Origin of the sequence: Planococcus salinus, assembly GCF_003719725.1 — a bacterium.
GTDB lineage: Bacteria > Bacillota > Bacilli > Bacillales_A > Planococcaceae > Planococcus > Planococcus salinus.
This window is the reverse complement of sequence record NZ_RIAX01000012.1, coordinates 26,437-49,411: the sequence shown is the minus strand read 5'-3', so window position 1 is coordinate 49,411 and position 22,975 is coordinate 26,437. Positions and strand designations below refer to the sequence as shown.

At 46.6% G+C, this 22,975-nt stretch carries 21 protein-coding genes; 8 read left to right on the top strand and 13 right to left on the bottom strand.

Going from position 1 to position 22,975, the window contains the following annotated elements:
- Positions 1-126: 126 nt before the first annotated feature.
- The 7 genes from cshA to EEX84_RS13945 form a co-directional block, all read right to left on the bottom strand.
- On the bottom strand, positions 127-1,620 hold the full coding sequence (cshA, locus tag EEX84_RS13975) for a degradosome RNA helicase CshA (protein WP_123166265.1): 1,494 nt from the start codon (positions 1,618-1,620) through the stop codon (positions 127-129).
- 334 nt (positions 1,621-1,954) lie between these two features.
- A complete protein-coding gene (locus EEX84_RS13970) occupies positions 1,955-2,653 on the bottom strand; it encodes an alpha/beta hydrolase (protein WP_123166264.1) in 699 nt (232 codons plus the stop codon).
- Between the two features lie 18 nt (positions 2,654-2,671).
- Positions 2,672-4,027: a UDP-N-acetylmuramoyl-tripeptide--D-alanyl-D-alanine ligase gene (locus tag EEX84_RS13965; protein ID WP_123166263.1), complete on the bottom strand. Its 1,356-nt coding sequence runs from the start codon at positions 4,025-4,027 to the stop codon at positions 2,672-2,674.
- Positions 4,028-4,040: 13 nt separating this feature from the next.
- Positions 4,041-5,111, bottom strand: coding sequence for a D-alanine--D-alanine ligase (locus EEX84_RS13960; RefSeq protein WP_123166262.1), 1,071 nt, complete (start codon positions 5,109-5,111; stop codon positions 4,041-4,043).
- A gap of 73 nt (positions 5,112-5,184) precedes the next feature.
- Entirely contained in the window at positions 5,185-5,502 is a 318-nt protein-coding gene (locus EEX84_RS13955; RefSeq protein WP_123166261.1) for a DMT family transporter, read from the bottom strand.
- Positions 5,502-5,849, bottom strand: a complete 348-nt coding sequence (locus tag EEX84_RS13950) for a DMT family transporter (RefSeq protein WP_123166260.1) — start codon at positions 5,847-5,849, stop codon at positions 5,502-5,504. Before EEX84_RS13950 ends, EEX84_RS13955 begins: the two co-directional genes overlap by 1 nt.
- Before the next feature lie 78 nt (positions 5,850-5,927).
- The gene (locus EEX84_RS13945; RefSeq protein ID WP_123166259.1) at positions 5,928-6,698 is read right to left on the bottom strand and encodes a hypothetical protein; all 771 of its coding nucleotides are present in this window, start codon (positions 6,696-6,698) and stop codon (positions 5,928-5,930) included.
- Positions 6,699-6,855: 157 nt separating this feature from the next.
- Here EEX84_RS13945 and EEX84_RS13940 point away from each other — a divergent pair, with 157 nt between their 5' ends.
- Positions 6,856-8,043 (top strand): FtsW/RodA/SpoVE family cell cycle protein, encoded by a 1,188-nt coding sequence (locus EEX84_RS13940; protein WP_123166258.1) that lies wholly within the window; start codon positions 6,856-6,858, stop codon positions 8,041-8,043.
- A gap of 32 nt (positions 8,044-8,075) precedes the next feature.
- Here the strand turns inward: EEX84_RS13940 and EEX84_RS16755 are convergent, their stop codons facing one another.
- Positions 8,076-8,210 carry an Lmo0850 family protein gene (locus EEX84_RS16755; RefSeq protein WP_275669738.1) on the bottom strand — a complete coding sequence of 45 codons (135 nt, stop codon included), beginning with the start codon at positions 8,208-8,210 and terminating at the stop codon, positions 8,076-8,078.
- Between the two features lie 376 nt (positions 8,211-8,586).
- On the opposite strand from EEX84_RS16755, the gene EEX84_RS13935 reads away from it, so the two are divergent.
- Positions 8,587-9,768, top strand: coding sequence for an MFS transporter (locus EEX84_RS13935; RefSeq protein ID WP_123166257.1), 1,182 nt, complete (start codon positions 8,587-8,589; stop codon positions 9,766-9,768).
- A 19-nt stretch (positions 9,769-9,787) separates the two neighbouring features.
- Here EEX84_RS13935 and EEX84_RS13930 read toward each other — a convergent pair whose 3' ends face one another.
- Together EEX84_RS13930 and EEX84_RS13925 are read right to left on the bottom strand one after the other, a co-directional pair.
- Positions 9,788-10,645, bottom strand: coding sequence for an SDR family oxidoreductase (locus EEX84_RS13930; protein ID WP_123166256.1), 858 nt, complete (start codon positions 10,643-10,645; stop codon positions 9,788-9,790).
- Positions 10,646-10,743: 98 nt separating this feature from the next.
- On the bottom strand, positions 10,744-12,039 hold the full coding sequence (locus EEX84_RS13925; protein WP_123166255.1) for an MFS transporter: 1,296 nt from the start codon (positions 12,037-12,039) through the stop codon (positions 10,744-10,746).
- Positions 12,040-12,146: 107 nt separating this feature from the next.
- Here EEX84_RS13925 and EEX84_RS13920 point away from each other — a divergent pair, with 107 nt between their 5' ends.
- Positions 12,147-13,361 (top strand): helix-turn-helix domain-containing protein, encoded by a 1,215-nt coding sequence (locus EEX84_RS13920; RefSeq protein ID WP_123166254.1) that lies wholly within the window; start codon positions 12,147-12,149, stop codon positions 13,359-13,361.
- Between the two features lie 405 nt (positions 13,362-13,766).
- Here EEX84_RS13920 and EEX84_RS13915 read toward each other — a convergent pair whose 3' ends face one another.
- Both EEX84_RS13915 and EEX84_RS13910 read right to left on the bottom strand, forming a co-directional pair.
- The gene (locus EEX84_RS13915) at positions 13,767-14,924 is read right to left on the bottom strand and encodes a GNAT family N-acetyltransferase (protein ID WP_240033998.1); all 1,158 of its coding nucleotides are present in this window, start codon (positions 14,922-14,924) and stop codon (positions 13,767-13,769) included.
- A gap of 14 nt (positions 14,925-14,938) precedes the next feature.
- The gene (locus EEX84_RS13910) at positions 14,939-16,057 is read right to left on the bottom strand and encodes an NAD(P)/FAD-dependent oxidoreductase (RefSeq protein WP_123166253.1); all 1,119 of its coding nucleotides are present in this window, start codon (positions 16,055-16,057) and stop codon (positions 14,939-14,941) included.
- 157 nt (positions 16,058-16,214) lie between these two features.
- On the opposite strand from EEX84_RS13910, the gene EEX84_RS13905 reads away from it, so the two are divergent.
- From EEX84_RS13905 to cls, 5 genes are all read left to right on the top strand, one after another.
- Positions 16,215-17,066 carry an MBL fold metallo-hydrolase gene (locus EEX84_RS13905; protein WP_123166252.1) on the top strand — a complete coding sequence of 284 codons (852 nt, stop codon included), beginning with the start codon at positions 16,215-16,217 and terminating at the stop codon, positions 17,064-17,066.
- A 180-nt stretch (positions 17,067-17,246) separates the two neighbouring features.
- The gene (locus EEX84_RS13900; protein ID WP_123166251.1) at positions 17,247-18,512 is read left to right on the top strand and encodes a glycosyltransferase; all 1,266 of its coding nucleotides are present in this window, start codon (positions 17,247-17,249) and stop codon (positions 18,510-18,512) included.
- Positions 18,454-19,170 carry an HAD-IIB family hydrolase gene (locus EEX84_RS13895; protein WP_240033997.1) on the top strand — a complete coding sequence of 239 codons (717 nt, stop codon included), beginning with the start codon at positions 18,454-18,456 and terminating at the stop codon, positions 19,168-19,170. Before EEX84_RS13900 ends, EEX84_RS13895 begins: the two co-directional genes overlap by 59 nt.
- A 202-nt stretch (positions 19,171-19,372) precedes the next feature.
- Positions 19,373-20,203 carry a squalene/phytoene synthase family protein gene (locus tag EEX84_RS13890; protein ID WP_123166249.1) on the top strand — a complete coding sequence of 277 codons (831 nt, stop codon included), beginning with the start codon at positions 19,373-19,375 and terminating at the stop codon, positions 20,201-20,203.
- A 180-nt stretch (positions 20,204-20,383) separates the two neighbouring features.
- Positions 20,384-21,838: a cardiolipin synthase gene (gene cls, locus EEX84_RS13885; RefSeq protein WP_123166248.1), complete on the top strand. Its 1,455-nt coding sequence runs from the start codon at positions 20,384-20,386 to the stop codon at positions 21,836-21,838.
- 262 nt (positions 21,839-22,100) lie between these two features.
- Here the strand turns inward: cls and EEX84_RS13880 are convergent, their stop codons facing one another.
- A complete protein-coding gene (locus EEX84_RS13880; protein ID WP_240033996.1) occupies positions 22,101-22,943 on the bottom strand; it encodes a M15 family metallopeptidase in 843 nt (280 codons plus the stop codon).
- Positions 22,944-22,975 lie beyond the last annotated feature (32 nt).

Sequence of the window (22,975 nt, the reverse complement as noted above, 5' to 3'; positions counted from 1 at the left end):
ACGATTCAGTCCTCAAAACGTTTCACTCCATTGTATCGCATAATGACTGGACAAAAAAGACGGACCCGAAAGCAGTTGCCTGCTTTCGGGTCCGTCTTTTATTTTTGACCGCTTGCGTTTTTCTTTTTAGGATTCATGACGGCGCGTGCGTCCCGGACGTCCGCCGCCGCTTCCGCCTTCACGGCGTCTGCTTGCACCTGAAGATGAACGGCCTGAAGATGGATGGCCAGATGAACGGTTGCCTTTATAGCCGCCGCCTCCACTGCGTCCGCCTTTACCTTTGTAGCCGCCTCCACGTGAAGGAAGTGGGCGCTCTTCAGAAATTTGAACCGGCGTATCTTCCGGTTCTTTTGTCATTGTTTTAAGGGCAGCCGCAACCAAATCGACAGCATCAAATTTCTCCAGCATTTCCGTAGCAAATGCACGGTAGTCGCCCAGATTGTTTTTCTCTGTCATTTCGACCAATTGCTCCATCGCAACGCGTTTTTGGCCCAGTACAGCCTCATCAGCAGTTGGAGGAATCAAAGCTTCCATTTTTTTCTTCGTCGTTCTTTCGACGATGCTCAAGTAACCCATTTCACGTGGTGTTACGAACGTAACGGCAACGCCTTTTCTACCTGCGCGTCCAGTACGTCCAATACGGTGAACATAGCTTTCAGGGTCTTGCGGAATGTCAAAGTTGTATACATGTGATACATCAGAAATATCAAGTCCGCGTGCTGCAACGTCCGTTGCAACCAAAATATCGATTTTCCCTGCTTTGAACTGCTTCAACACAGACATGCGTTTTGCCTGGCTGAGATCGCCGTGAATTCCTTCAGCCAAATAGCCGCGGATATTCAAAGCTTTAGCCAATTCATCGACCCGGCGCTTTGTGCGTCCGAAGATGATTGCAAGTTCAGGTTGTTGAACATTCAAAAGGCGTGAAAGGATGTCGAATTTTTCGCGCTCCACTGATTTAACATAGAACTGCTCAATGTTTTCAACAGTCATTTCTTTTGATTTGATTTTTACAACTTCAGGCGTTTTCATGAATTTCTCTGCAATGCGGCGGATTGCATCCGGCATCGTCGCTGAAAATAATAATGTCTGACGTGTTTCAGGAACACTTGACATGATTTTCTGGATGTCTTCGATAAAGCCCATGTTCAACATTTCGTCCGCTTCGTCCAGCACCAATGTATTCACATTGTCGAGTTTAAGCGTACGACGGTTGATATGGTCAATCAATCGTCCCGGTGTACCTACGATGATTTGCGGGCGATTTTTCAGTGCACGTATTTGACGGCCGATTTCCTGGCCTCCGTATACGGAAAGAATGCGCACATTTTTGTCTTTACCCAGTCTGTAAAGTTCTTCAGAAACCTGGATTGCCAATTCACGTGTCGGTGCGATGACCAGCCCTTGAACATTGCCGTCTTTTGTATCGATTTTTTCCACCAAAGGGATACCGAACGCTGTTGTTTTACCAGTACCTGTCTGTGCTTGCCCGATAATGTCTTTGCCTTCCATTCCAAGACGGATTGTGCCTTCCTGGATTGGTGTTGCTTCTTCAAACCCCATGCGTCGTACGGACTTTAAAGTTGTTTCGCTAATATTTAAATCTGAAAATTTTACCAAATTTTTTCAATCTCCTTTTGTCTTCATCTGATTTACAAATGGTGTACATTTTAGATGAATTCATGACAAGGTCGAGCCTTTATGAGGAACTTTCACGTCGAAAATCATGCTCTGTAGTTTTAAGTCAGAGGGGATGTGTGAACAGGAAAAGCTCGGTCTTTGCCGAGCGGTCTGATCGGCGGGCACTTGTAACCCTGTAAGTAGAACAAACCGTTTTGCTCAAAAAAATACTCTTCACAGGGAAGAGTGTCTCAAAAATGTATCCATTGCTTCCAAAATAATAACACGATTCATCATCATATGCAATCAATACACAAAGGTTATAATAATCAGTTTACTGTTCCGCCTGTTTTAAAAAGCGCAGGACCTGTGCAAACCAGTCGTCACAGTCGTCACTGTAGCAGATTAAGTGCTGTCCGGATTCTGAATGGATCAGGTGTTTTTCTCTAGACCCGATTGTTTCGTAGATGAACTCAGCAGCCGAAACAGGGACGATTCCATCTTTTTTTCCCTGAACGATAAAGACGGGTACCTCAATCAGCCTGTAATAAGGTTCCACCATTTTTACGACGCGCAAAAACTCAAATGCGGAACTGATGGGCGTCTTTGTCAGCTTGTATTCATATAAGTGAAACAACGTATTTTCTGTCAGCCGGCCCTTTATGGCATCCCAGGCAGCACTTTGGATTTCTTCCAACAGCTGAACAGGACTGATGTATTTAACGGCAGCGCTCAACAGCACCAGCCGGTCAATTTTGTAACGCATCGCCAAATACATGGCAATCAGGCCACCCATGGAAAACCCGACAATGTAAACGCGCTCTGTTTGTTTTTTTAACTCTTTAAGTGCAAGCTCTGCTTCCATCATCCATGCTTCGGCACTGCGTTTTTTTAAGTCGAGGGTGTCACCGTGTCCCGGCAAGGTGGGGATTTTCACAATCCAATCTGTTTCTTTTTCAATATAGTCGGCAAACGGCTGGACCTCAAACGGCCCGCCGGTAAAGCCATGAATACATAACACACCCGTCTTCACGCGGCTCCCCTTCTTTCTTCAAGCCGTAAAAGGCTCAATGACGTTCTCGAGCGCCATTCCCCTTGAGCCTTTGACCAGTATCAGCGAATCAGCACTTATGCTTTCTTTCAGAACATCAATAATCGGCCCATAATCTTCTTCGCTCCAGAACAAACGGCCTCCGTAGGACGCTGACAATTTTTCATAAAGCCACTTCATGCGTGGACCATACAAACAGACCCCCGCGAGGTCGTCCGTGATCAATGAAGCAAGCGCCTCGTGATAGTCCTTTTCTTTTTCTCCGAGCTCCAGCATATCCCCGAGCACGACCCATTTGTCTTCTTTCATCGTCGTTTCACGGATAAAGTTCAAAGCTGCCTTCATTGAAGACGGCGCTGCATTATAAGCATCATTGATGAATGTTGACCCGTTCCCTGCCGCGATCATTTGCATGCGCATATCGGTCAGGGCTGCATCTTTCAGCGACTTGCGGATTTCATCTTCCGACAATCCCGCTTCCAGGGCGATCAGAATTGCAGCAAGTGTATTTTTCACTTGATGCTCCCCCAACACCGGAATAGTGAATGTGGCGTCAATAATGCCACTGACCATAAAGCTGCTGCCGTTTTCAGTTGCAGTAATATCCGTTACCGTCAGTTCGTTGTTATCCCCAAAACCGAACGACACCGCCTGCGGGAAGTCTTCCACCAGCTCCTGCAATAAAGGTTCGTCACCATCGTAAAATAGTTTGCCGTGCCTTTCCAGGCCAGTCACGATTTCGAATTTCGCCTTGGCAATCGCTTCCCGCGAACCAAGGTCCTGCAAGTGTGCTTCACCGATATTGGTGATGACCGCATAATCCGGACGAGCCAGGTCCGACAAAAATTCTATCTGTCCCGGGCCGCTCATGCCCATCTCCAGAACCGCCACTTTGGTATCTTCGTCCAATGACAAAATGGTCAGCGGCAGGCCCAATTCGTTATTGTAGTTCCCTTGCGTCTTTTGCACTTTGTAGTAAGGCTTTAACACACTGGCCACAAGATCTTTGGTCGATGTCTTGCCGTTCGATCCCGTGATCCCGATAAATGTAGCTGATAATTCATCGCGATAGGCCCTGGCCATCTCCTGCAATGCTTCTGCACTGTCTTCCACATACAGCAGCGGCAGATCTTTCGGAGGATGCGGTTCACCGCGCTGCCAGAGAGCGGCGGCTGCTCCTGCTTCGAAAGCCTGCTGAACATACTGGTGTCCATTCACGCGTTCCCCGCGGAACGGGATAAACAAATCTCCCGGCTTCAAGGTGTTTGTGTTGATCGACACTCCTGTCACCACAATATTTTTCAAGTTGGTTTTGACACCTAACCATTTGGCAATGTCTTCAATGTTTTTTTTCATGTTGTCTCTCCACTCAATCCATTCTGACTTGCAATAGCTGTTTCTCTTCATGACGCTCAATTGCCAGCTCGATCAGCCGCTCAATCAAATCGGGATATGGGAGCCCTGTATTTTCCCATAATAGCGGAAACATGCTGTATGGTGTAAATCCGGGCAATGTATTGATTTCATTAATAAGAATCTCGTTGGTGGCCGTCACAAAAAAATCGGCGCGGATAAGGCCTGAACAATCGAGGATTTTAAAAGCTTTTGTCGCAGCTTCCACCAGCTTTTCGTACACTTCCGCTTCGAGTTCAGCAGGAATAACCAATGCCGTGTTGCCATCCTTGTACTTTGCCTGATAATCGTAAAATGCTTTCAAGGGTTTAATCTCACCGGCTACTGAACATTCCGGATAGTCGTTGCCCAGAACGCCAACTTCAATTTCGCGTGCAGAAACCCCTTGTTCAACGACAATTTTCCGGTCGAACTTTAACGCTTCCTCCACGGACGCCACTAATTCTTCAGGGGATTCCGCTTTGCTGATTCCCACGCTTGACCCTAAATTGGCCGGTTTCACAAAGACCGGCCAGTTCAATTCCGCCTTTATTTTTTCAATCCAGAAAGCCTGATCGTTCTGCCACTCTCTTCTTATAAAATACACGTAAGGCGTCTGGTTCAAACCCGCCTGGTCAAATAATTGCTTCATGATCACTTTGTCCATGCCTGCAGAAGACGCCAGCACACCGTTTCCGACATACGGCACATTCATGACCTCCAAGAACCCCTGCACTGTACCGTCTTCACCGTTCGGCCCATGCAGCAAAGGAATGATCACATCCAGTTTCTGTGCCGGGTCGGACGGCAAAAATCCGGCAACGTCGTTCGGAGTGGAACTGCCTTCAGCAATCTGCAATTGTTCGATGCCCGATGCCGCACCGGTCAAAGCCGGCCCTTTTCTCCATTCTCCTTCGTGAGTAATGTAAACGGGGATCACTTCATACTTGTCAAAGTTCAATGCCTTTGTCACAGCGCTGGCTGTGGACAGCGATACTTCGTGCTCCGCTGATTTGCCCCCGTATAATAAACCGATTCGTTTTTTCATTCAATAAACCTCATTTCGTTATCCATATTGCTTAGTTTATCACGAACGAAGAAAGACGAAAAATTTTTCCCTCTTAACTTCCGAAAATCTTAAGCCCCACCACACCTGCGATGATACAGCTTAAAAAGAACAATTTGGCCGGTTGTCTGCTTTCCTGAAAAAACAGCATGCCAACCACTACACTGCCAGCTGCTCCGATGCCCGTCCAAATGGCGTAGCCTGTCCCGACAGCAAGGTCGGTAAGTGCAACGGAAAGCAAATAAAAACTGAGTGCTCCAGTGAAAACGGTCAATACGGTGTATTTTTTCACTTTAAAACCATCAGACAATTTCATCGTCGTCACAAAAGCGACTTCGAAAATACCGGCAACGATTAATATCGCCCATGCCATTACACATCCGACTCCTTTTCCAGCGACTCTTTGCCGTCAGTTATTTTCAGGCCGACAATGCCGATAATAAGCAGGCACAGGAAGGCGATTTTTTCAATGCTCGCATTTTCATCAAATAAAATGATTCCCAGGATTGCTGTACCCGCAGCCCCAATGCCAGTAAAAACGGCATAAGCTGTGCCGATCGGAATTTCCACCATGGCTTTTGCAAACAGCAGAAACGTCACAACGATGAAAAACACGGTCAAAATTGACGGACCAAAATTTGTGAACCCTTCCGCAAGCTTTAAACCGATGGCCCAAATAATTTCTGTCAGCCCAGCAACCAATAAGTAAATCCATGCCATGCTATCTCCTTCTTTCTGCACTGCTGTTTATAGTAGTACAAGGTTGAGCCAAAAAAAAATAATACCCGTTACCGGGCATTATATCCATTGTTTTGTTTTTCTGTCATAGACGATCTTTCTGCCGGCTTCCTGTTTGAGGTGTTCCTGGATATCAGACTCAAATTCATCCAAAAATGAGATTTCTTCCACCGGCCGCACATGGATCTCAATGGTTTTTTTCGTCCGCTCCGGATCCACCAAAGACAACAGCACGCCGTCCCTGAAATCCTTCCTCAAAGTTGACAGAATATCCTGCGGCAGCTCCGGTATTAAATCTTTGGCCTTTCGGCGCCAAAAGTTCTGTCCGTTCTCTTCCCTCCGGATCAGGCCTGTAAAATAATTGCCCACCAGTTCATTGAGCCGGCTTATGTGCCGGAAATAAATTTTGGTGGTCCGCTCATCCTGGCTTGCTAAATACACAAATTCGTTTTGCAACGTCGGATAAAAAGGCGGCCGAAGCGTTTCCTTTTTGTGCCCGATATATAAAAGCTCCGCTTGCTCCCGCGGCGTTAAGGAATTGAGCTGTTTTTCACTTTTAAAATCAATCCAGCAAAATTCACTTTTCTTATTGGCACGTACTTTGCGCAATTGGCTGTATTCTTCCTGAGGAACAAAGTCCATATACGTATGCATATTGAAAGAAGCGTCTTCATAGGCATGTTTTAAGAGCAGTAAATTTTTCGGCATTTGCATAGCATCCATGAAATGGGCGAAGGTGAGACCACTGAAAAGAGCGAACTGGTCAGCGTCATTTAAATAAACATATAAGTGCTGTATATAATAATTAGCATTCAATGGCTTTTTCGTCATGTCCTTCACTCCAATCTTTTCTATTATACGGTGAATGTCCCAAAAGATGAAACATCCAAGCTCTGTCGGCGTCATTACTTTTGTAGCAAGCGCATTTTCAGGCAATACGTTATAATGTAAACCGGTTCCACATTCTATAAAGCACAGGTGAACGCAAATGCAAACAAATAAAAGCTTTGCAGACCGTATTGACTGGTCGCTGGCTTTCCTATTATTCTTATTTTTCATCGTCAGTTTGATCGCCATTTCTTCGGCGCAGACTTCGGGGCAGTACCTGGTAAATTTTGTTCCCCGGCAAGCCTTGTTCTATGTGGTTTCCGTCGGCATGATAGGCGTTCTCTTATATTTCGAACCCGAACACTACAAAAAAACGGCTTATTATTTGTATGCGTTCGGGATTTTGACTCTTTTTATCCTGATGATTGCTCCGGATGGAAAAGATCAAATTGCAGAGCCGATCAATGGCGCAAAAGCATGGTTCCATACTCCTATCGTCAACCTTCAGCCGGCGGAATTCATGAAAACTTTCTATATTCTGGGCCTCGCAAAAATGATTGCTGATCATCATGAAAAAAACCTGTTGAAAACCTTGAAAACCGATCTTTATTTATTTGCAAAGATCGGTGTTCTGATGCTGATTCCACTGGGTTTTATCTTGCAGCAGCCTGACCTCGGGACCGCCCTTGTCTTTATCGCCATCACTTTGGCGATCGTGGTGGTATCAGGGATCTCCTGGAAAATCATTTTACCCAGCTTCGGCGGCATCGCTGCCATCGGCGCTTCGCTGCTGTGGATGGCTGTTTATAAACAGGAGATTCTGACGGATACATTTGGGGTGAAACCTTATGCACTCGCGCGGGTTTACACGTGGCTCGACCCCTATTCCTATGCAGACAGTGAAGGATACAACTTAGTCGCAGCCTTGAATGCCATCGGTTCAGGAGAAGTTTTCGGAAAAGGGTATCAGGGCCGACAAGTGTACGTTCCCGAAAACCATACCGATTTTATCTTCACTGTAATTTCCGAGGATTTCGGCTTTGTCGGAGCAAGCATTGTCATCATTTTATTTTTCATGCTCATTTACCATCTGACCAAAATCACGTTGCAACTGAAAGATCCTTTCAGTACTTATGTATGCGCAGGCATTATCGCCATGATCACTTTCCATGTGTTCCAGAACATTGGAATGACCATTCAGCTGTTGCCGATTACCGGCATTCCTTTGCCGTTTATCAGTTACGGTGGCAGTTCTCTGATCGGAAACATGTTGGCTCTCGGCATTGTTTTCAGCATGAAGTTTCATCATAAAGCATATATGTTCGGAAGCAACAAAGAAGCTGAGTAAAAAACTCCGACGCCCAGGCGTCGGAGTTTTTATTATGATTGCGTTTGGGGGTTATGCGGCAAGGCAAGCGCTTTCAGTAATTCAACTCGAGATTTTGTGATTTTTGCTTGGATTCCCAGTTTCGATAAATTTGAAACGATCGTGCGAACTTCTACGTCTTTCGCCATCCATATCACCTCTTTATTTGTATTTCAATATTTATCCCGCTTTATCGGGCAATGGAGACAAATCCCCATTGAGTGAAATCCCTCTTATATTGACGCATATTTGATCGGCTTGTTTCTCCGATTTATCTAAACATTTGACTTTTCTGTGTCTATGCATATAATACCATCATTTCAGGTTTATAAACTTTTCAATTTCGTGACAATTATAAAATTACTGCAAAGAAGCTTATTTCTTTTACCCGGTCAGCTGCAAAGCAGGAATCGGAAATGAAATAGACGCCACCATCGTCACGGCAATTTCCATAAAGAAATTGTCGTTTATGGAAAACAAGCGTAAACTGGGAGCAGAGCCTTTTAGAAAGCAGGAGTTTTTGCCATGAAAAAAACCATTTTACTGTTGATGTCTGTCCAATTTTTTGTATATCTTGGATTCGGCATTATTATACCGGTGCTGCCGGAAGTTATTGTCCAGCAAGGATATTCAGATATCCACGTTGGAGGACTGATCACGATCTATGCCCTATCGTCTTTTTTCACTGCACCGCTGTGGGGCAGACTTTCCGATAAAACCGGGCGCAAAAAGCTGATATTGGTCGGCTTGGCTGGTTTCAGCCTCAGTTTTTTCCTGTTCTCCCTGTTCCTTGATCACCTGGTTTTGCTTTACTTGTCGCGGATTGTCGGGGGGCTTTTTTCCGGAGCATTGTACACGGCTGTAACAGGATATGTGGCCGATATCACATCAGACGAAGACCGCAATAAATACATGGGCTTTCTCGGAATGTCGATCGGCCTCGGCTTTATCTTCGGTCCTGCCATCGGCGGATTGCTTGGTACCGTTTCATTGTCCCTTCCGTTTACAGCTTCAGCCGTCCTGGTTCTGCTTTTGATGGTTTATGCAAGTATGGTATTGAAAGAACCGAAACGCCAGGGAGAAGCAGTAAAACGCGCGCTGCTGCCAAAAGGTGTCAGCACATTATGGCAATACCGCGTCTCCTACTTGTTTCTGTTCTCTTTCATGGTGACGTTTTTGCTGGCAGGTCTGGAATCGACCTTTCAACTGTTTCAAATTGAGCAAATTGAAATCACCCCTTTGCAGTTGGGTTATTTGTTTATGGCCAGCGGATTTGTCGATGCCGCCATCCAGGGAGGTGTCGTCCGCCGTGTCAAAGATGGCACAGAAACAAGATGGATCATCGGTGCCCAAATTGTCACGGCGGCCGGTTTGTTCCTGCTGCCATTCACGAACAGCCTGTTGTTTGCCGGTGTCGCGCTCAGCATTTTCACGGCTGGCAACGCGCTCGCCAGAACTGTCTTAGTATCATTGACGTCGAAGGAATCAGGCGGGAAATATGGCACGGCGGCTGGTATGACTTACTCGATGGACAATATGGGCCGCATCATCGGACCTTTGTTTTTCACGTGGCTTTTGACGATGCAGGCTGGATCGGTTTATTATTTGTCCGGCGCGTTGGCCATTGCCAGCATTTTGCTGATCATCGCCTACAGAAATTCCCCCAGAACCTTGCGTACCACAGAAAAAGCAAACACTTCTCTCTGAAGTGTTTGCTTTTTTTCGTTTAATAAGGTGTCCCTCCATTGATATGGAGAACTTGCCCCGTAACGTATGAGGAATCATCGGAGGCCAGGTACACATACCCCGGCGCCAGTTCATCCGGCTGTCCCGGACGCCCAAGCGGCGTACTGGCGCCAAAACTCTCCACTTGATCTGCCGGGAAAGAAGCCGGAATCAGCGGCGTCCAGATTGGTCCCGGTGCCACTGCGTTGACACGAATTCCCTGTTCGGCAAGCGAACCGGAAAGAGATCTTGTGAACGCCAGGATGGCTCCTTTTGTTGCCGAATAATCGATCAGCGTTGGCTCTCCCCGAAATGCTGTAATTGAAGTTGTGTTGATGATGGAGCTTCCGGTTTTCATATGCTCGAGTGCCGCTTTGGTCAAATGGAACATGCTGAAAACATTTGTACGGAATGTCCGTTCCATCTGTTCCGCCGTTATATCTGTCAAAGAAGTCTGCATATGCTGTTCAGCGGCATTATTGACCAGTACATCCAGTTTTCCAAACTCATCGATGACTTGCCGGATGATGTCCCGGCAGTGCGATTCCTCGCCGATATCGCCAGCGACCAACAAACAGCGTCTTCCTTCCTGCTCAATGTAGCGTTTCGTTTCTTCTGCATCTTCATGCTCGTCAAGATAGGAAATCGCCACATCTGCTCCTTCTTTTGCAAACGCTACAGCCACTGCACGGCCTATACCACTGTCCCCTCCGGTAATTAAAGCCGTTTTTTCCGGAAGGCGCTGGGCTTTTCCAGCCAAATTTTTTGCAAAGTCAGGTGCCGGTTCCATTTTCGATTCAAACCCTGGCTGCCTTTCCTGCTCCTGACCCGGTATATTTGTCGGCTTGTCTTTTTCCAATGCGCTTCACCCTTTCCAGATTTTCATTGCCCTTGAAGATTTCCCTTTTCTAATTTTTCATAAACCTCCCGCACACCGAATAAGCACCACACCGTCGTTCATTTCTGAAGGCTGGACCGTATCTGAGTGGCAGCAGCGAGGTCAGGGTGTGCTTCTTCCAGAACGGAAGGCCGCATCAAATAATTCGTCATTAAAATGAGGCATACACTGCTGCTGATAACGACGTATTCAGCGGGCATCAAATCAAACAGCAGGCCGAACAGCAAATAACCAAGTGGCATCATTGCCATCGCCATGGATTCAACGATCCCAAGAACACGTCCGCGGTATTCTTCCACGACTTCTTTTTGTATCATGACACCGATCGGCGTGTTGACAAAAACGTTGGTGATGCCAAAAGTCAGCATCAGCATGAGGTAGAAAGAAACCATGACGGGATAGGGAAGTTCAATGATAAGCGGCAATCCCAGTCCCGACAGAAGAACAGCCATGCTCAACACCCCACGCTTGGCGAACAACAATGGAAATTTCACTTCTTTTCTGATGGAAAAATACACGGAAGCCAGCAGCATGCCACCCGCGATCATCCCTTCGATAAAACCGAAATGAGTCGCTTTGACGCCCAATTGCTGAACCGCTATAAAAGGCAAACCGATCATCAAAGCAGAGAAAAAGAAATTGACTCCAAGAGCCACCGTCACAATGACCATCACCGGTCGATTGGATTTGACGTAAAATATCCCTTCTTTCATACTTTCTCTCACTGTTTTATCCGCTTTTGTGAGGTTCTCTTTTAAGCGGCGCGTGAATAACTGAAAGTCCATGGTGGCTTCCATCACTACTGCGATAGAATATGCGGCTACTTGGATGGTGAGAAATGTATGGATGGACACGAATCCAAATAACATGCCGCCCACGACCGGACCTCCGATTGTCGCTATGGCAACTGCCGACTGGTTGAAGCCCATCGCCCGTTGAATCCGGTCCGGATCGATCAGATTGGCAATGGCAGAAGAAAATGCAACACTTGTAAACATCGAACTGGCGGACACCAGCGCCGTTGCAGTATAAATCGCCGCAAGTGATAATCCGGCTGTTATACTGTAAACGAGCAAACCACCGACCGACACAATACTGATGGTCTGTGACAAAATCACCACAACTTTCTTTGGATACCGGTCTGCTGCATACCCGGCGAAAGGAGCCATTACTGCGCGCGGCAAAATGCTGCAAATCAAGTTAAGGGCAAAGCTGGCTGCAGATCCGGTAAGCGCCAAAATGTATAGACTGATCCCAAATGCATAGACTGAACTTCCGAAAGTTGAAATGACCTTGCTGACGGTGAAAGTGTATAAATGATAAGTGGCTCTTCTGACTTTCATTGCTTCGTCCATAATTTTCACTCCCAAGCAAAAGTTTAATTTAATTAAACAAAATATAGCACGCAGCTGTTGAAAATACAACTGAAAGTTTAATATAATTAAACAAAAGAGGTGGAATGATGACTACATTAGGACAACGCATTAAAAAGCTCCGTAAACAAAAAGGATTCACACTCCAGTCCCTTGCCGGAGAAGAACTCACCAAAGGCATGCTCAGTTTAATTGAAAATGATAAGGCCAACCCTTCCATGGAAAGTCTGGCCTATATTGCCAAAAGGCTGGGAGTGGACAAAAATACATTATTGGAAGAAGTACCTCCTGCCGAATTGCGGGATTTGCTTCAGGAAGTGGAAACAGTCTTTAAGACAGGTTCAGTACTGTCAAAAGAGGAACTGAAGAAAATCACCACTAAAATCCAACCGTATATTCAAAAACTGCCGGATCGCTATGAATCAGCCCGTTTGCTTGAAATCTACAGCCGCTGCAGCTATCACTTGCACTTGAGCGATTGGCCAAAAATGTTGGAAAGAGCGGAAGAAATGTATGAAGGCCTGCATCTCAGCAGCAAGCTGGCTGATGTGCATATATTCAAGGCCACGACAAAGTTTGTGGAACATCAATACCTTCAATCTCTGGAAATGCTGCAGCAGTCCCGAAAGCTGTTGGAAGAACGGGGCATCATCCTGGATCCGCTGAAAAAGTTGGATTTTGATTACTTGGAGTCCATTCTGTATTCTGCAGCCGGTGACACAGAAAATGCAAAACGGATTATGGAGGAAGCGATCGCGTACTCCAGGGAACAGCAGATTTTTTACAAAATCAGTGAGCTCTATCGGCTGGCCGGCTTTCAGGCAATGCTGGAAGGCGATGTTGCGGCAAAAGACTATTATGTACACAAATTGCGTTTGTTCGCCCAGTTTGCTGACGACGACAGCATCGACGCCTTTGCCGACCTGGTGGAAGCACATTACCACACTTCGTTCACACATGAATACGAAAAAGCTGCTGAATACATTGAAAAGAACATCGAAGCGATCAGCGAAGAACAAAGCAACTTTTTCCTGGAAAAAGGAAAAATGCTTTACGGCTTAGGACGATATGAAGAAGCTTTCGAATGGCTCAACCGCCATGCAACTCCTGAGCACCTTCATCACCCATATGACTTGTCGATGAACTACGAAAAAGATGCATACCTGGCATTGCTGTACGATAAACTGGACAAGGTTGAACTTGCCCGGAGTCATGCTGAATCAGCCAAACAACATATTGCACCCATGCCGGACTCCCCTTACAAAACCTTTATCATGGAGGTTTACGGTCAACTGGTGAAATAAGGAAACCCGCCTTTTTCAAGGCGGGTTTCCTGCTTTATGATATTCCCTGTACAACTCCGCAAATTGCATCAGCGACTCAAAATCCTGTTCAAAATCGGGCTGTATGCAAGAAATTTGGAATAGGCGGTTCCGTGTTAAATAATCACTTTTCATATGCAGTTCATAGCCTGACAAATGCGCATCGAAAGGAAAATGACTGAATTCTTTTTCGGCTCTGAAGGTCACAGCCGCCGGGGAATCATATGTATGCACCGGCCAGCCCTGCGTGTGTTGCTGCAGTTTTTTCATGCGGTTGTCCAGTAAAGCATAGCGGCCGGGATAAGCTTTGAGCGCTTTGTTGACAGTTTTCAATAAGCCATATGATATGGTAAACGGCGCATTTTCGCTGTAAAGCCCCAGATCCAGCTAAGCGGGCAGCAGAGAATCTGGACCAATTGGATGGTTGGCAAACACAAAGGCCAGTCCGCTCATCGTGCCGACTGCTTTGCCGCTGACAGCCGTGGCCAGCCATATGTCTTTCAGTGACAAAGGCACCGCTCCGAAACTGCTGATGCAATCGAGACATAATTTAATATTGTATTGACAGCACAAAGAGCTTATCTTATCCACTTCATTTATCATACCCATAGAAGTCTCGCCATGAATCATTATCATCCAGCAAAAGCTGCCGTCTGCTACTTTTTGTTTAATCTCCTCACAGGAAAACGGGTCTCCCCACGGCTTTTCCATCACTTCGAAATCGAGCTGCCAACGCTTTGCCTGCCGGACCATTCTCCTGCCGAACTCGCCGTTTACAAGCACAATCCCTTTTCCCTGCAATCGTTTTACTTGCCCCAACATCGCTTCGTTTGCCAGCGTCCCGCTGCCATTCAGCATGTACGGCTGGGCGTCCGTCAGCTGCACCAACTGCTCTTTCACTTCCTTGTAAACCGACTGGAATGCAGCAGACCTGTGAGACAGCGGCAGCTCCCCGAAAGGTGCTGCCAATTCTTTTGTCAGTTGAACCGGTCCTGGATGGAACAACGCTTTTTTTGTCTGCAGACGGGCAGCAACCGACTGCTCATATGTTCTCCGGGTAGTGACCATGGGGATGAAAACAGCATCTCCTGCACCGACCGGCTTGGCAAAAGCTTGGAACCCCAGCTGGCCGTAAAGCTTCAACTCACGGGTAGTACCTGAGATCACGGCCGAGTCATAACCGATTTCATGACATAAATCCGCCAACGCACGCGCCAGCAAAAAGAATACACGCCCATTCCGGTATTCTTTCTTCACAGCCAGAAGCCTGATTTCACAAGCCTTTCCCAAGTCAGAAATAAACTCTTCCACTTTGCCGATTTTGATGTCCAATGAAAACGGCCGTTGCTCCCGGAGGGCAATCATGCCGACAATGGTTGACTCCTTCAGCACAATCACATACGTATTTTCATTATGGAACGGATCCACCCGCCGGCCTGTTGTCGTTTTTTCATGCTGCGGGATTTCTTCGACAAACGTTTCGTAGTTCAATTTGGCAATCGCGTCGAACTCCGCTTCTGTACGGGCAATTTTGCACCAATACACACGCCCCCCTCCTTTTAACAGCGCTGAAAAACTTCTTCTATATCATAGAGACTCAAATCAATCTCCGGAAGTTCCTCCAGTGCAAGCTTTGCGAGCTGACTCCCCAGGTAAGGACCCGCTGTAAGGCCGGATGCGCCAAGGCCGTTGGCTGCGAATAAGTTCCGGTGTCCCGGCACTTGGCCAATGAAAGGCAGGGCATTTGGAGTGGCCGGGCGAAAACCGGTAGCAGCTCCTGCCATTTCTGTCCGCGCCAGTCTCGGGACAGCATCCAATACTTTATCAAGAATGTGGTGGACACCCCCTGCAGTCATTTTCACATCAAAGCCTGCGTCATTTTCGTGTGTCGCGCCGGCAACAATCCGTCCATCCTTGAAAGGCACAACATACTGGCCATAAGGCACCATGGCAACCGGCCATTCAGAAGTCGTGTTTTCGTCAGCCTGCAAATGAAGAATCTGTGCTTTTTGCGGCACAACATCGAGCAGCAAACCGAGAGGCCGGAACAACTCTGCCGCCCAGGCCCCGCCGGCTGAGACAATACTGTCTGCCACAAACTCCTGCCCTGCTGCACTTACGCCAACCACTTCCCCGTCTTTGATCACCAGGCTGGCATCTCCGGTAATTTGTCTCGCGCCCAGTTTGACGGCAGCTTGGATTAACGCATCACGGACAGCACGGCCGTCAACACGTGCCGCTCCGCTGACGTATAAAGATCCATATGCTTCAGAAGCATATGGCAGCAATTGCTTGGTCTCTTCTGGAGTCAAACGCTTGATGTCCCCCATTTCCGGCGCCTCTTCCCGCCGCTCACGCGCTTTTTGTTCCATTTTATCCAGCTTGCTGTCTTCGTGGATGCTTACGATGCCGACTTGTTTATATCCTGTCTCTTTTTGTCCTTGCTTTTCCAAATCCTGAATCAGCCGGGGATAATAAGCCGCTCCGCTTTTTGCAAGCCCATACCATGCTTTGTTCCTTCTTTGCGATATCCACGGGCAGACGATGCCAGCCGCCACCCCCGTGGCCTGTCCCCTGTCTCCCCGATCAACCAACGTTACCGCCGCTCCGGATTTTGCTGCGTGGAAAGCAGCCGAAGCTCCAAGAATCCCCGAACCGATAATAATAATTGATTTCATCTTTTACACCTGTCTTCCCATATTCTTATCTATTCAGTTTACGGGATATCAGGGTGAGACTCAAATTCCCCTAAATTACACAGCTGCGGATTTGAATTTGAGAATTCGGGTAAAACATCTACTAGACATAAATACAGAAAAACAAGGAGGTATCAGCATGGAAAGAAGTTCATCAACCGACCGTCTTGTCCCTATGACGACGGTTAGAAGCAAAAACACGAAAGAAGTTGTCAAAGGCGTGTATTGCTTTCCGATCCAAGTTGTTAATACTTATCTGATTGGTAACCCCGGTATGAGCAATGATTGGGTTTTGGTCGACGCCGGAATGCCGCGTTCAGGCCATAAAATATTAAAAGCGGCAGAAAACTTATTCGGACCGGATCACCGTTTAACAGCGATTATTTTAACTCATGGCCATTTCGACCATGTCGGCGGGATCGCTCAGCTGCTTGAAAAATTCAATGTTCCTGTTTATGCCCATCCGCAGGAACTGCCTTTTTTAAACGGTGAACAGGATTACCCGCAGGCGGACGGTTCAGTGGAAGGTGGCCTGGTTGCCAAAATGTCCCCACTGTTTCCGGTTGAATCTGTTAACATTTCAGAACACCTTCATATTTTGCCGAGTGATGGAAGCGTACCGGGAATGCCGGGCTGGCGTTGGTACCACACTCCGGGCCATTCGCCGGGACATGTTTCCCTCTTCCGTCTGAGAGATCGCGTGCTGCTCGCAGGAGACGCCTTTGTGACAGTACGACAGGATTCGGTATATGACGTCATGCTCCAACGAAAGAAAGTCCACGGACCTCCCGTCTATCTGACGACTGATTGGCAGGCTGCGGAAGAATCAGTGAAAAAGCTTGCCGACTTGCGGCCTTCCATTGCCGCCACAGGACACGGGAAAATTATGAGAGGTTCTGAATTGGCGAGAGGGTTGGTCGATCTATGTGAAAACTTCAAAGAAACAGCAGTGCCGGATCATGGCAAATTCGTTTCTAATAGCGGAAAATAAACTGAATTACTAGAATAAACAGAAAAAACCTGTACATTACAGGTTTTTTTATTGTAAAATGAAAAAATGAAAGAAATTTTTCAAATATTTCATTAACAGGTTTACCTGTCACTAAAGTGGGTAAATTATAGATAGCGTGTCGGCTTTTTTTGCGATGCAATAAGAAATGGAGATGAGAGCATGATTAAGAAAGCGCTGTTTGTTTCGGATCACGGGGATCCTTTAGCTAAACTTGGTGGTAAACAAGCAGGAGGACAAAACAACTATGTAAAGCAATTGGCGCTTGCCCTTGAAAATCAAGGTTGGCAAATTGATGTTGTGACTCATTGGTGTGATGAGACAGCACCGAAGATTGAAAAATTCGGTACCAACTGCCGGGTAATTCGAATTGAAGCCGGCTATAAGGGCTTTGTCTCCAAAAACGAAATGTACTCCATGTTGCCCGATTTTTACAAAGAAATGAAAGAAACCCTGTCGCTCCGTTCATATGACATGGTTCACACTCATTATTGGTTATCAGGACTGATCGGGAACAAATTGCAGGAGGAATTTGGCCTTCCGTTTGTCCATACGTCTCATTCACTTGGTTGGGCGAAGGAAAAAGCGACCGGAGACCGCGATGAGCGCCGGATGAAAGCTGAAAAAACCATTTTGCAAAATGCCAATCAAATTCTGGCAACAACAAATAGTGAAAAAGAATTGATTCAGCAATATGTTGAGTCGCCATCCCCCATTAAAGTAATCCCCATTGGGGTTGACCAAGCATTTAAAGTGCGAGGAAACCGTTCCCATCTAAGGAAAAAGTTCGGCTACAGCAGTCCTCTCTTTGTTTTTGCCGGAAGATTGGAGACCACAAAGGGAATCTATACTTTATTAAGAGCTTTTCAGCTTCTTGTCGAAAAATCCAACTCGTCGTTTCATCCGACATTGTTGATAGCCGGCGGGGAAGAAGATTCCATTGATCCAAAGACAAGGCTACCGCGCAGCCACAAGTTAAGAAAAGCGATAAAAGGTATTGAAGACAAAGTTGAATTTCTTGGGCCGCAATCACAGGAACAGCTGGCATTATTGTTCAACGGGGCTACCGCTACCATTGTTCCAAGCTATTACGAGTCATTCGGCATGGTCGCTGCAGAAGCCCAAGCCTGTGGCAGTCCGGTAATCGCGTCTGATGTTGGCGGATTGAAAAATGTCGTTCAGGATGGAGTTACCGGCTTATTGGTAGAGCCTAAAAATCCGCAGGACCTGGCAATAGCGATGGAAGTCCTTTCGGTCAATTCGTTGCTGGCCCAACGCTTCAGCAGACAGGCTATCCGTATAGCCGACAGAGACTTTCAATGGCCTTCGATTTCAGAAAAAATAAATGATATGTATGAGGTGATCATGGGTGCACCAAGCAACACATATGTTAGCAACCGACCTGGACGGGACGTTAGTTGGCGATAAAAACAGTTTGCAGGATTTACTCACTTACTACAAAGAGCAGACGTATGCCGTGTCCCTGATTTATATCACGGGCAGGCATTTCCAGTCTGCTCTTTCTCTTATGGAAGCGGAACAGTTACCCCGCCCGGACATTCTGGTGACGGATGTCGGCACTGAAATTTACATCGGTGAGACTTTCGAAAAAGACAGAGAGTGGGCGTCCCGAATGTCCACTGGCTGGGTTCCGGAACAAATTGAAGCTGTGGCTTCCCGCATTCCGGGAATGCAGAAGCAACCACTGCCGGTAACAAGCCGCTGCTCTTATTACGTCGGGAACGACCAACAGGCCGAAGAGTTCAAGCGACAACTTGATGAGGAAGGAATTTCCCATAAATTCATTTACAGCGGCGGACGGGACGTCGATATTCTTCCTGCAGAAAGCGGAAAAGGGCAAGCCTTACAATACATTTTGTCCAAGTACCGGCTTGGCAAAACAAAACTGCTGGTGGCCGGCGACTCAGGAAATGACCGGGATATGCTGACATTGGGTTATCCTTCTGTCATTGTAGGCAATGCACAGCCCGAGCTCCTTGAATGCCCGGAAAGCCCGCTTATCTACCGTTCAACCAAAGGGTTTGCTGGAGGGATACAGGAAGCCTGGCAGCATTTTCACTCCTGAACCCTGCCTTTCTTTGCCAATTACCATACGCAAAGAAAGGCTATTTTTTTGTACATATTGCAACCATTTGGAGTATCCCTTTGTTTTTTTTATTTTTTCGTTTATATTTAGTAGAAAGGCAATTAGACGATACGGAGATTTTTTACGTTTCCACTAGTATGTAGAAAGCTTAGTTTATGCCTACGAACAGGAGGAAATCGAGATGAGTAAAGTTGCGAATTTGCAAAAAGAATCCATGGTCATGCTAAAAGAGACAAGCCGGACTTTTTTCATCCCCATCAGCTTCTTGGAACCCACTTTAAAAAAGACCGTCGCTTCTGCTTATTTGTGCATGCGGGCGATTGATGAAATTGAAGATCACCCTGAGTTGGAACCAGAAGCAAAGCAGTCGTTACTGTTGAAAATCAGCCAAATGCTGAAGTCTGAATTCAATACGGCTGAATACACCGGGCTGATGCAGCCGTATGAACATATTCTTCCCCCTGTGACTCAAAGGCTTGGCGACTGGATCAGGCTTTGTCCGGAAGACATTGTCGGAAAAGTGAAAGATTCCACTTCAATTATGGCTGAAGGGATGGCCAAGTGGGTGGAAAAAGACTGGGTCATTCAAACACGTGAAGACTTGGATGACTATACTTACTATGTAGCCGGACTTGTCGGCGTAATGCTCAATGACTTATGGAAATGGCATGACGGGACAGAAACAGACCCGGAGCTCGCTATTGCTTTCGGGCGCGGGTTGCAGGCTGTCAATATGCTGCGCAACTATGATGAAGATCTGGAGCGGGGGGTCCTGTTCGTACCGGAAGGATGGACCCGCGATGATATGTTCAATTATGCCAACGAAAACTTAGCAAAAGCTGATGAATATGTAAAATCCATTAAAAACAAGCGGATTTTAATGTTTTGCAAGGTGCCTCTTGCGCTCGCCCACCGTACATTAAAAGCTTTAAAATCAGGGCGTGAAAAAATCAGCCGCATAGAAGTAGAAGGCATCGTTGATCAGCTTAAACGGGAAGAAAAAATCACTTAACGAGGAAAACACATTCAAAAGATTTTTTGAATGTGTTTTTGTGTCTCCAGCTTTGAGTCCCCGTAAAAAGACTTAGGAATATTAAAAATAATTACATTTCGCTGCGCCAGCAGTTTGTCCTGTGGTTCAATTACGGTATACTAACAGAGACAAGAGCCATCCTTGTAAGGAGACAGGAAAATGACTTTAACTATTTTAAGTATACTTACAGCCACTATTTTTATATTGAATATATTTCTTGCTGCAGCGCTGGTTTTCTTGGAACGCCGTGATGCCTCTTCGACATGGGCGTGGTTGTTGGTTTTATTTTTTGTTCCGATTTTCGGGTTTTTCGTCTACCTTCTTCTCGGAAGAAGGCTGCGTAAAAAAACGCTCTTTAAATGGGAAGGCCGGACAAGGATCGGAATTGAAAGTTTAATCGCTCACCAAATGAATGACCTGCTGGATGAGAACTTTCGATTTAACGACGACACTCCCAATGCATACAAGGACCTTATCTACTTGCATCTTCGCAATAACGGCGCCCTGCTGACACAGGATAACGCTGTCCAGATCTTTAATGATGGCAAAGAAAAATTTGATGCGCTGCTTGAAGACATTAACCAGGCTGAAGACCATATACATATCCAGTATTACATTTTCCGGATGGACGATCTCGGCAACCGAATCGTCAATGCATTGATCACCAAAGCGGAGCAGGGAGTCAAAGTCCGTCTGCTTTATGACGACATGGGCTCACGCAGTCTCAGCAAAAGAAAATTTAAAAAACTTACGGAAGCCGGCGGAGAAGTGGAGACGTTCTTCCCTTCCATGATGCCGTTGATCAACCCCCGATTGAATTACCGCAATCACCGGAAGATTGTTGTGGTGGATGGCAAAGTAGGTTATATCGGTGGATTCAATGTCGGTAATGAATACCTTGGATTAAACCCGAGATTCGGTTACTGGCGGGACACTCACCTTCGTTTGGAAGGAAGTGCCCTGTACCCTCTACAGACCCGTTTCATCCTGGATTGGAACCAGGCCTCATTGCGGCATGACATCGAGTACAGCGAAAGATATTTCCCGCCAGTATTGTCAAAAGGAAACACCGCAATGCAAATCGTATCCAGCGGCCCTGATGAAGAATGGGAACAGATAAAAGACGGTTATATGAAGCTGATCAATATGGCTGAAGAATATATCTACATTCAAACGCCTTATTTCATTCCCGATATCAGCTTTTACGATGCCATCCGTGTTGCAGCTCTTTCGGGTATCGACGTCCGGGTGATGATTCCGAACAAACCCGATCACCCTTTCGTCTACTGGGCCACTTATTCATACGTTGGCCAATTGCTGCGGACAGGTGCCCGTGTTTTCATCTATGATAACGGCTTCCTGCATACAAAAATGATTGTCACGGATGACAAAGCTTCCACTGTCGGAACTGCCAATATTGATGTTCGGAGCTTTAAGCTGAATTTTGAAGTGAACGCTTTTATCTATGATGAAAAAGTGTCTGCTGATCTTGCCAACCTGTTCCATCAGGATACGGAACTTTCCACCGAATTGACTTTGGAAATGTACCTGGAGAGAACCAAAATGATTAAAACCAAAGAATCCATCGCCAGACTGCTCTCCCCTATTTTGTAAGAAAAGCGGAGGCAAGGTATAGGCCGAAGAATTCGGTCTATACCTTTGCGACGAAGCAGCGAAGCGATGCAGGAGCAGAACCTTTGCGACGAAGCAGCGAAGCGATGCAGGAGCAGAACCTTTGCCCTCGCCGCTTCCATTCCCATCCGCCAATGAAAAAATAAAGACACTACAGCAATATAATCCCATAGAAAAGCACGACGGAAAATCATTCATTTTCCGTCGTGTTTTTAAGTTTTGAGGCTTATGAGACAGCCCCTTTTCAGTGAAGCTGTAAATATTCTTCTAAGGTGATTTCTTTTTCATGAATTTCTTCAGCTATTTCCTTGCCTACATAACGAAAGTGCCAGGATTCGTGCATGTAACCGGTAATGCTTTCAGCTCCTTCAGGGTAGCGAAGGATAAAGCCGTATTGATGGGCATGGTTTCTGAGCCACTTCCCTCCTTCAGTGTCACCGAACGAAGCGGACGCCCAGTGTTGCTCCTGCCCCGCTTCTCCGATGTCAAAAGCGAGGCCTGTCTGATGCTCGGAGAATCCGGGACGCGCGCTGTAACGATCTGCTGCTTCCTGTCCGTCTCTTGCGACATAGCCGGTGTACAATTCTTTCTGACGGGCAAACCCACGATAAGTGCTGAATGCGACAAGATCGATGCCTTCTTTGAGCGCATCCGTTCTCATGGTCTCAAATGCCGTTCGGGCTTCCGGGTCTTCTCCGGGTTCATAACTTGCCGGAAGGGGATGCTGTTTGTTTGCCAGCAGTACACCGTCAATGACGGTCGGCTCTTCGGGGAGCGTATCACCTGTCGGATAAACAGTGGCATCCGGCACATTTTCAGTTCCCGTCCCCTCTTTTTCAGGCTCCTCGGAATCCTTTTTTTCCGGTGTTTCCGTATCTTCCGGCAGTTCTTCTGCCGGTTCCATATTGTCATCTGAAGTTTCTTCTATCGTCGTTGAGGTTAAGGCAGCCATGCTCTTTTCAATATCCCAGTCATGCAGAGATATCCATAAGGCAACACAGGCCATAGTTAAACCGAGCCCTGTTCCGATAATCCATTTTATGTACCCGTTCTTTTTTTCAGGGTGCCTGTTCGGACGCGTTCGCATGATTTTTCCTTCTTTCTGCTGAATTCTTCTTA

What these genes read in the sequence shown, in the direction of transcription:
- EEX84_RS13955 (WP_123166261.1), bottom strand. Translation starts at nt 5,502, where the DNA reads ATGGCATGGGCGATATTAATCGTTGCCGGTATTTTCGAAGTCGCTTTT.
- EEX84_RS13925 (WP_123166255.1), bottom strand. Translation starts at nt 12,039, where the DNA reads ATGGACGAAGCAATGAAAGTCAGAAGAGCCACTTATCATTTATACACT.
- EEX84_RS13890 (WP_123166249.1), top strand. Translation starts at nt 19,373, where the DNA reads ATGAGTAAAGTTGCGAATTTGCAAAAAGAATCCATGGTCATGCTAAAA.
- EEX84_RS13900 (WP_123166251.1), top strand. Translation starts at nt 17,247, where the DNA reads ATGATTAAGAAAGCGCTGTTTGTTTCGGATCACGGGGATCCTTTAGCT.
- EEX84_RS13920 (WP_123166254.1), top strand. Translation starts at nt 12,147, where the DNA reads ATGACTACATTAGGACAACGCATTAAAAAGCTCCGTAAACAAAAAGGA.
- EEX84_RS13910 (WP_123166253.1), bottom strand. Translation starts at nt 16,057, where the DNA reads ATGAAATCAATTATTATTATCGGTTCGGGGATTCTTGGAGCTTCGGCT.
- EEX84_RS13940 (WP_123166258.1), top strand. Translation starts at nt 6,856, where the DNA reads ATGCAAACAAATAAAAGCTTTGCAGACCGTATTGACTGGTCGCTGGCT.
- EEX84_RS13945 (WP_123166259.1), bottom strand. Translation starts at nt 6,698, where the DNA reads ATGACGAAAAAGCCATTGAATGCTAATTATTATATACAGCACTTATAT.
- EEX84_RS16755 (WP_275669738.1), bottom strand. Translation starts at nt 8,210, where the DNA reads ATGGCGAAAGACGTAGAAGTTCGCACGATCGTTTCAAATTTATCGAAA.
- cls (WP_123166248.1), top strand. Translation starts at nt 20,384, where the DNA reads ATGACTTTAACTATTTTAAGTATACTTACAGCCACTATTTTTATATTG.
- EEX84_RS13950 (WP_123166260.1), bottom strand. Translation starts at nt 5,849, where the DNA reads ATGGCATGGATTTACTTATTGGTTGCTGGGCTGACAGAAATTATTTGG.
- EEX84_RS13960 (WP_123166262.1), bottom strand. Translation starts at nt 5,111, where the DNA reads ATGAAAAAACGAATCGGTTTATTATACGGGGGCAAATCAGCGGAGCAC.
- EEX84_RS13880 (WP_240033996.1), bottom strand. Translation starts at nt 22,943, where the DNA reads ATGCGAACGCGTCCGAACAGGCACCCTGAAAAAAAGAACGGGTACATA.
- EEX84_RS13935 (WP_123166257.1), top strand. Translation starts at nt 8,587, where the DNA reads ATGAAAAAAACCATTTTACTGTTGATGTCTGTCCAATTTTTTGTATAT.
- EEX84_RS13905 (WP_123166252.1), top strand. Translation starts at nt 16,215, where the DNA reads ATGGAAAGAAGTTCATCAACCGACCGTCTTGTCCCTATGACGACGGTT.
- EEX84_RS13965 (WP_123166263.1), bottom strand. Translation starts at nt 4,027, where the DNA reads ATGAAAAAAAACATTGAAGACATTGCCAAATGGTTAGGTGTCAAAACC.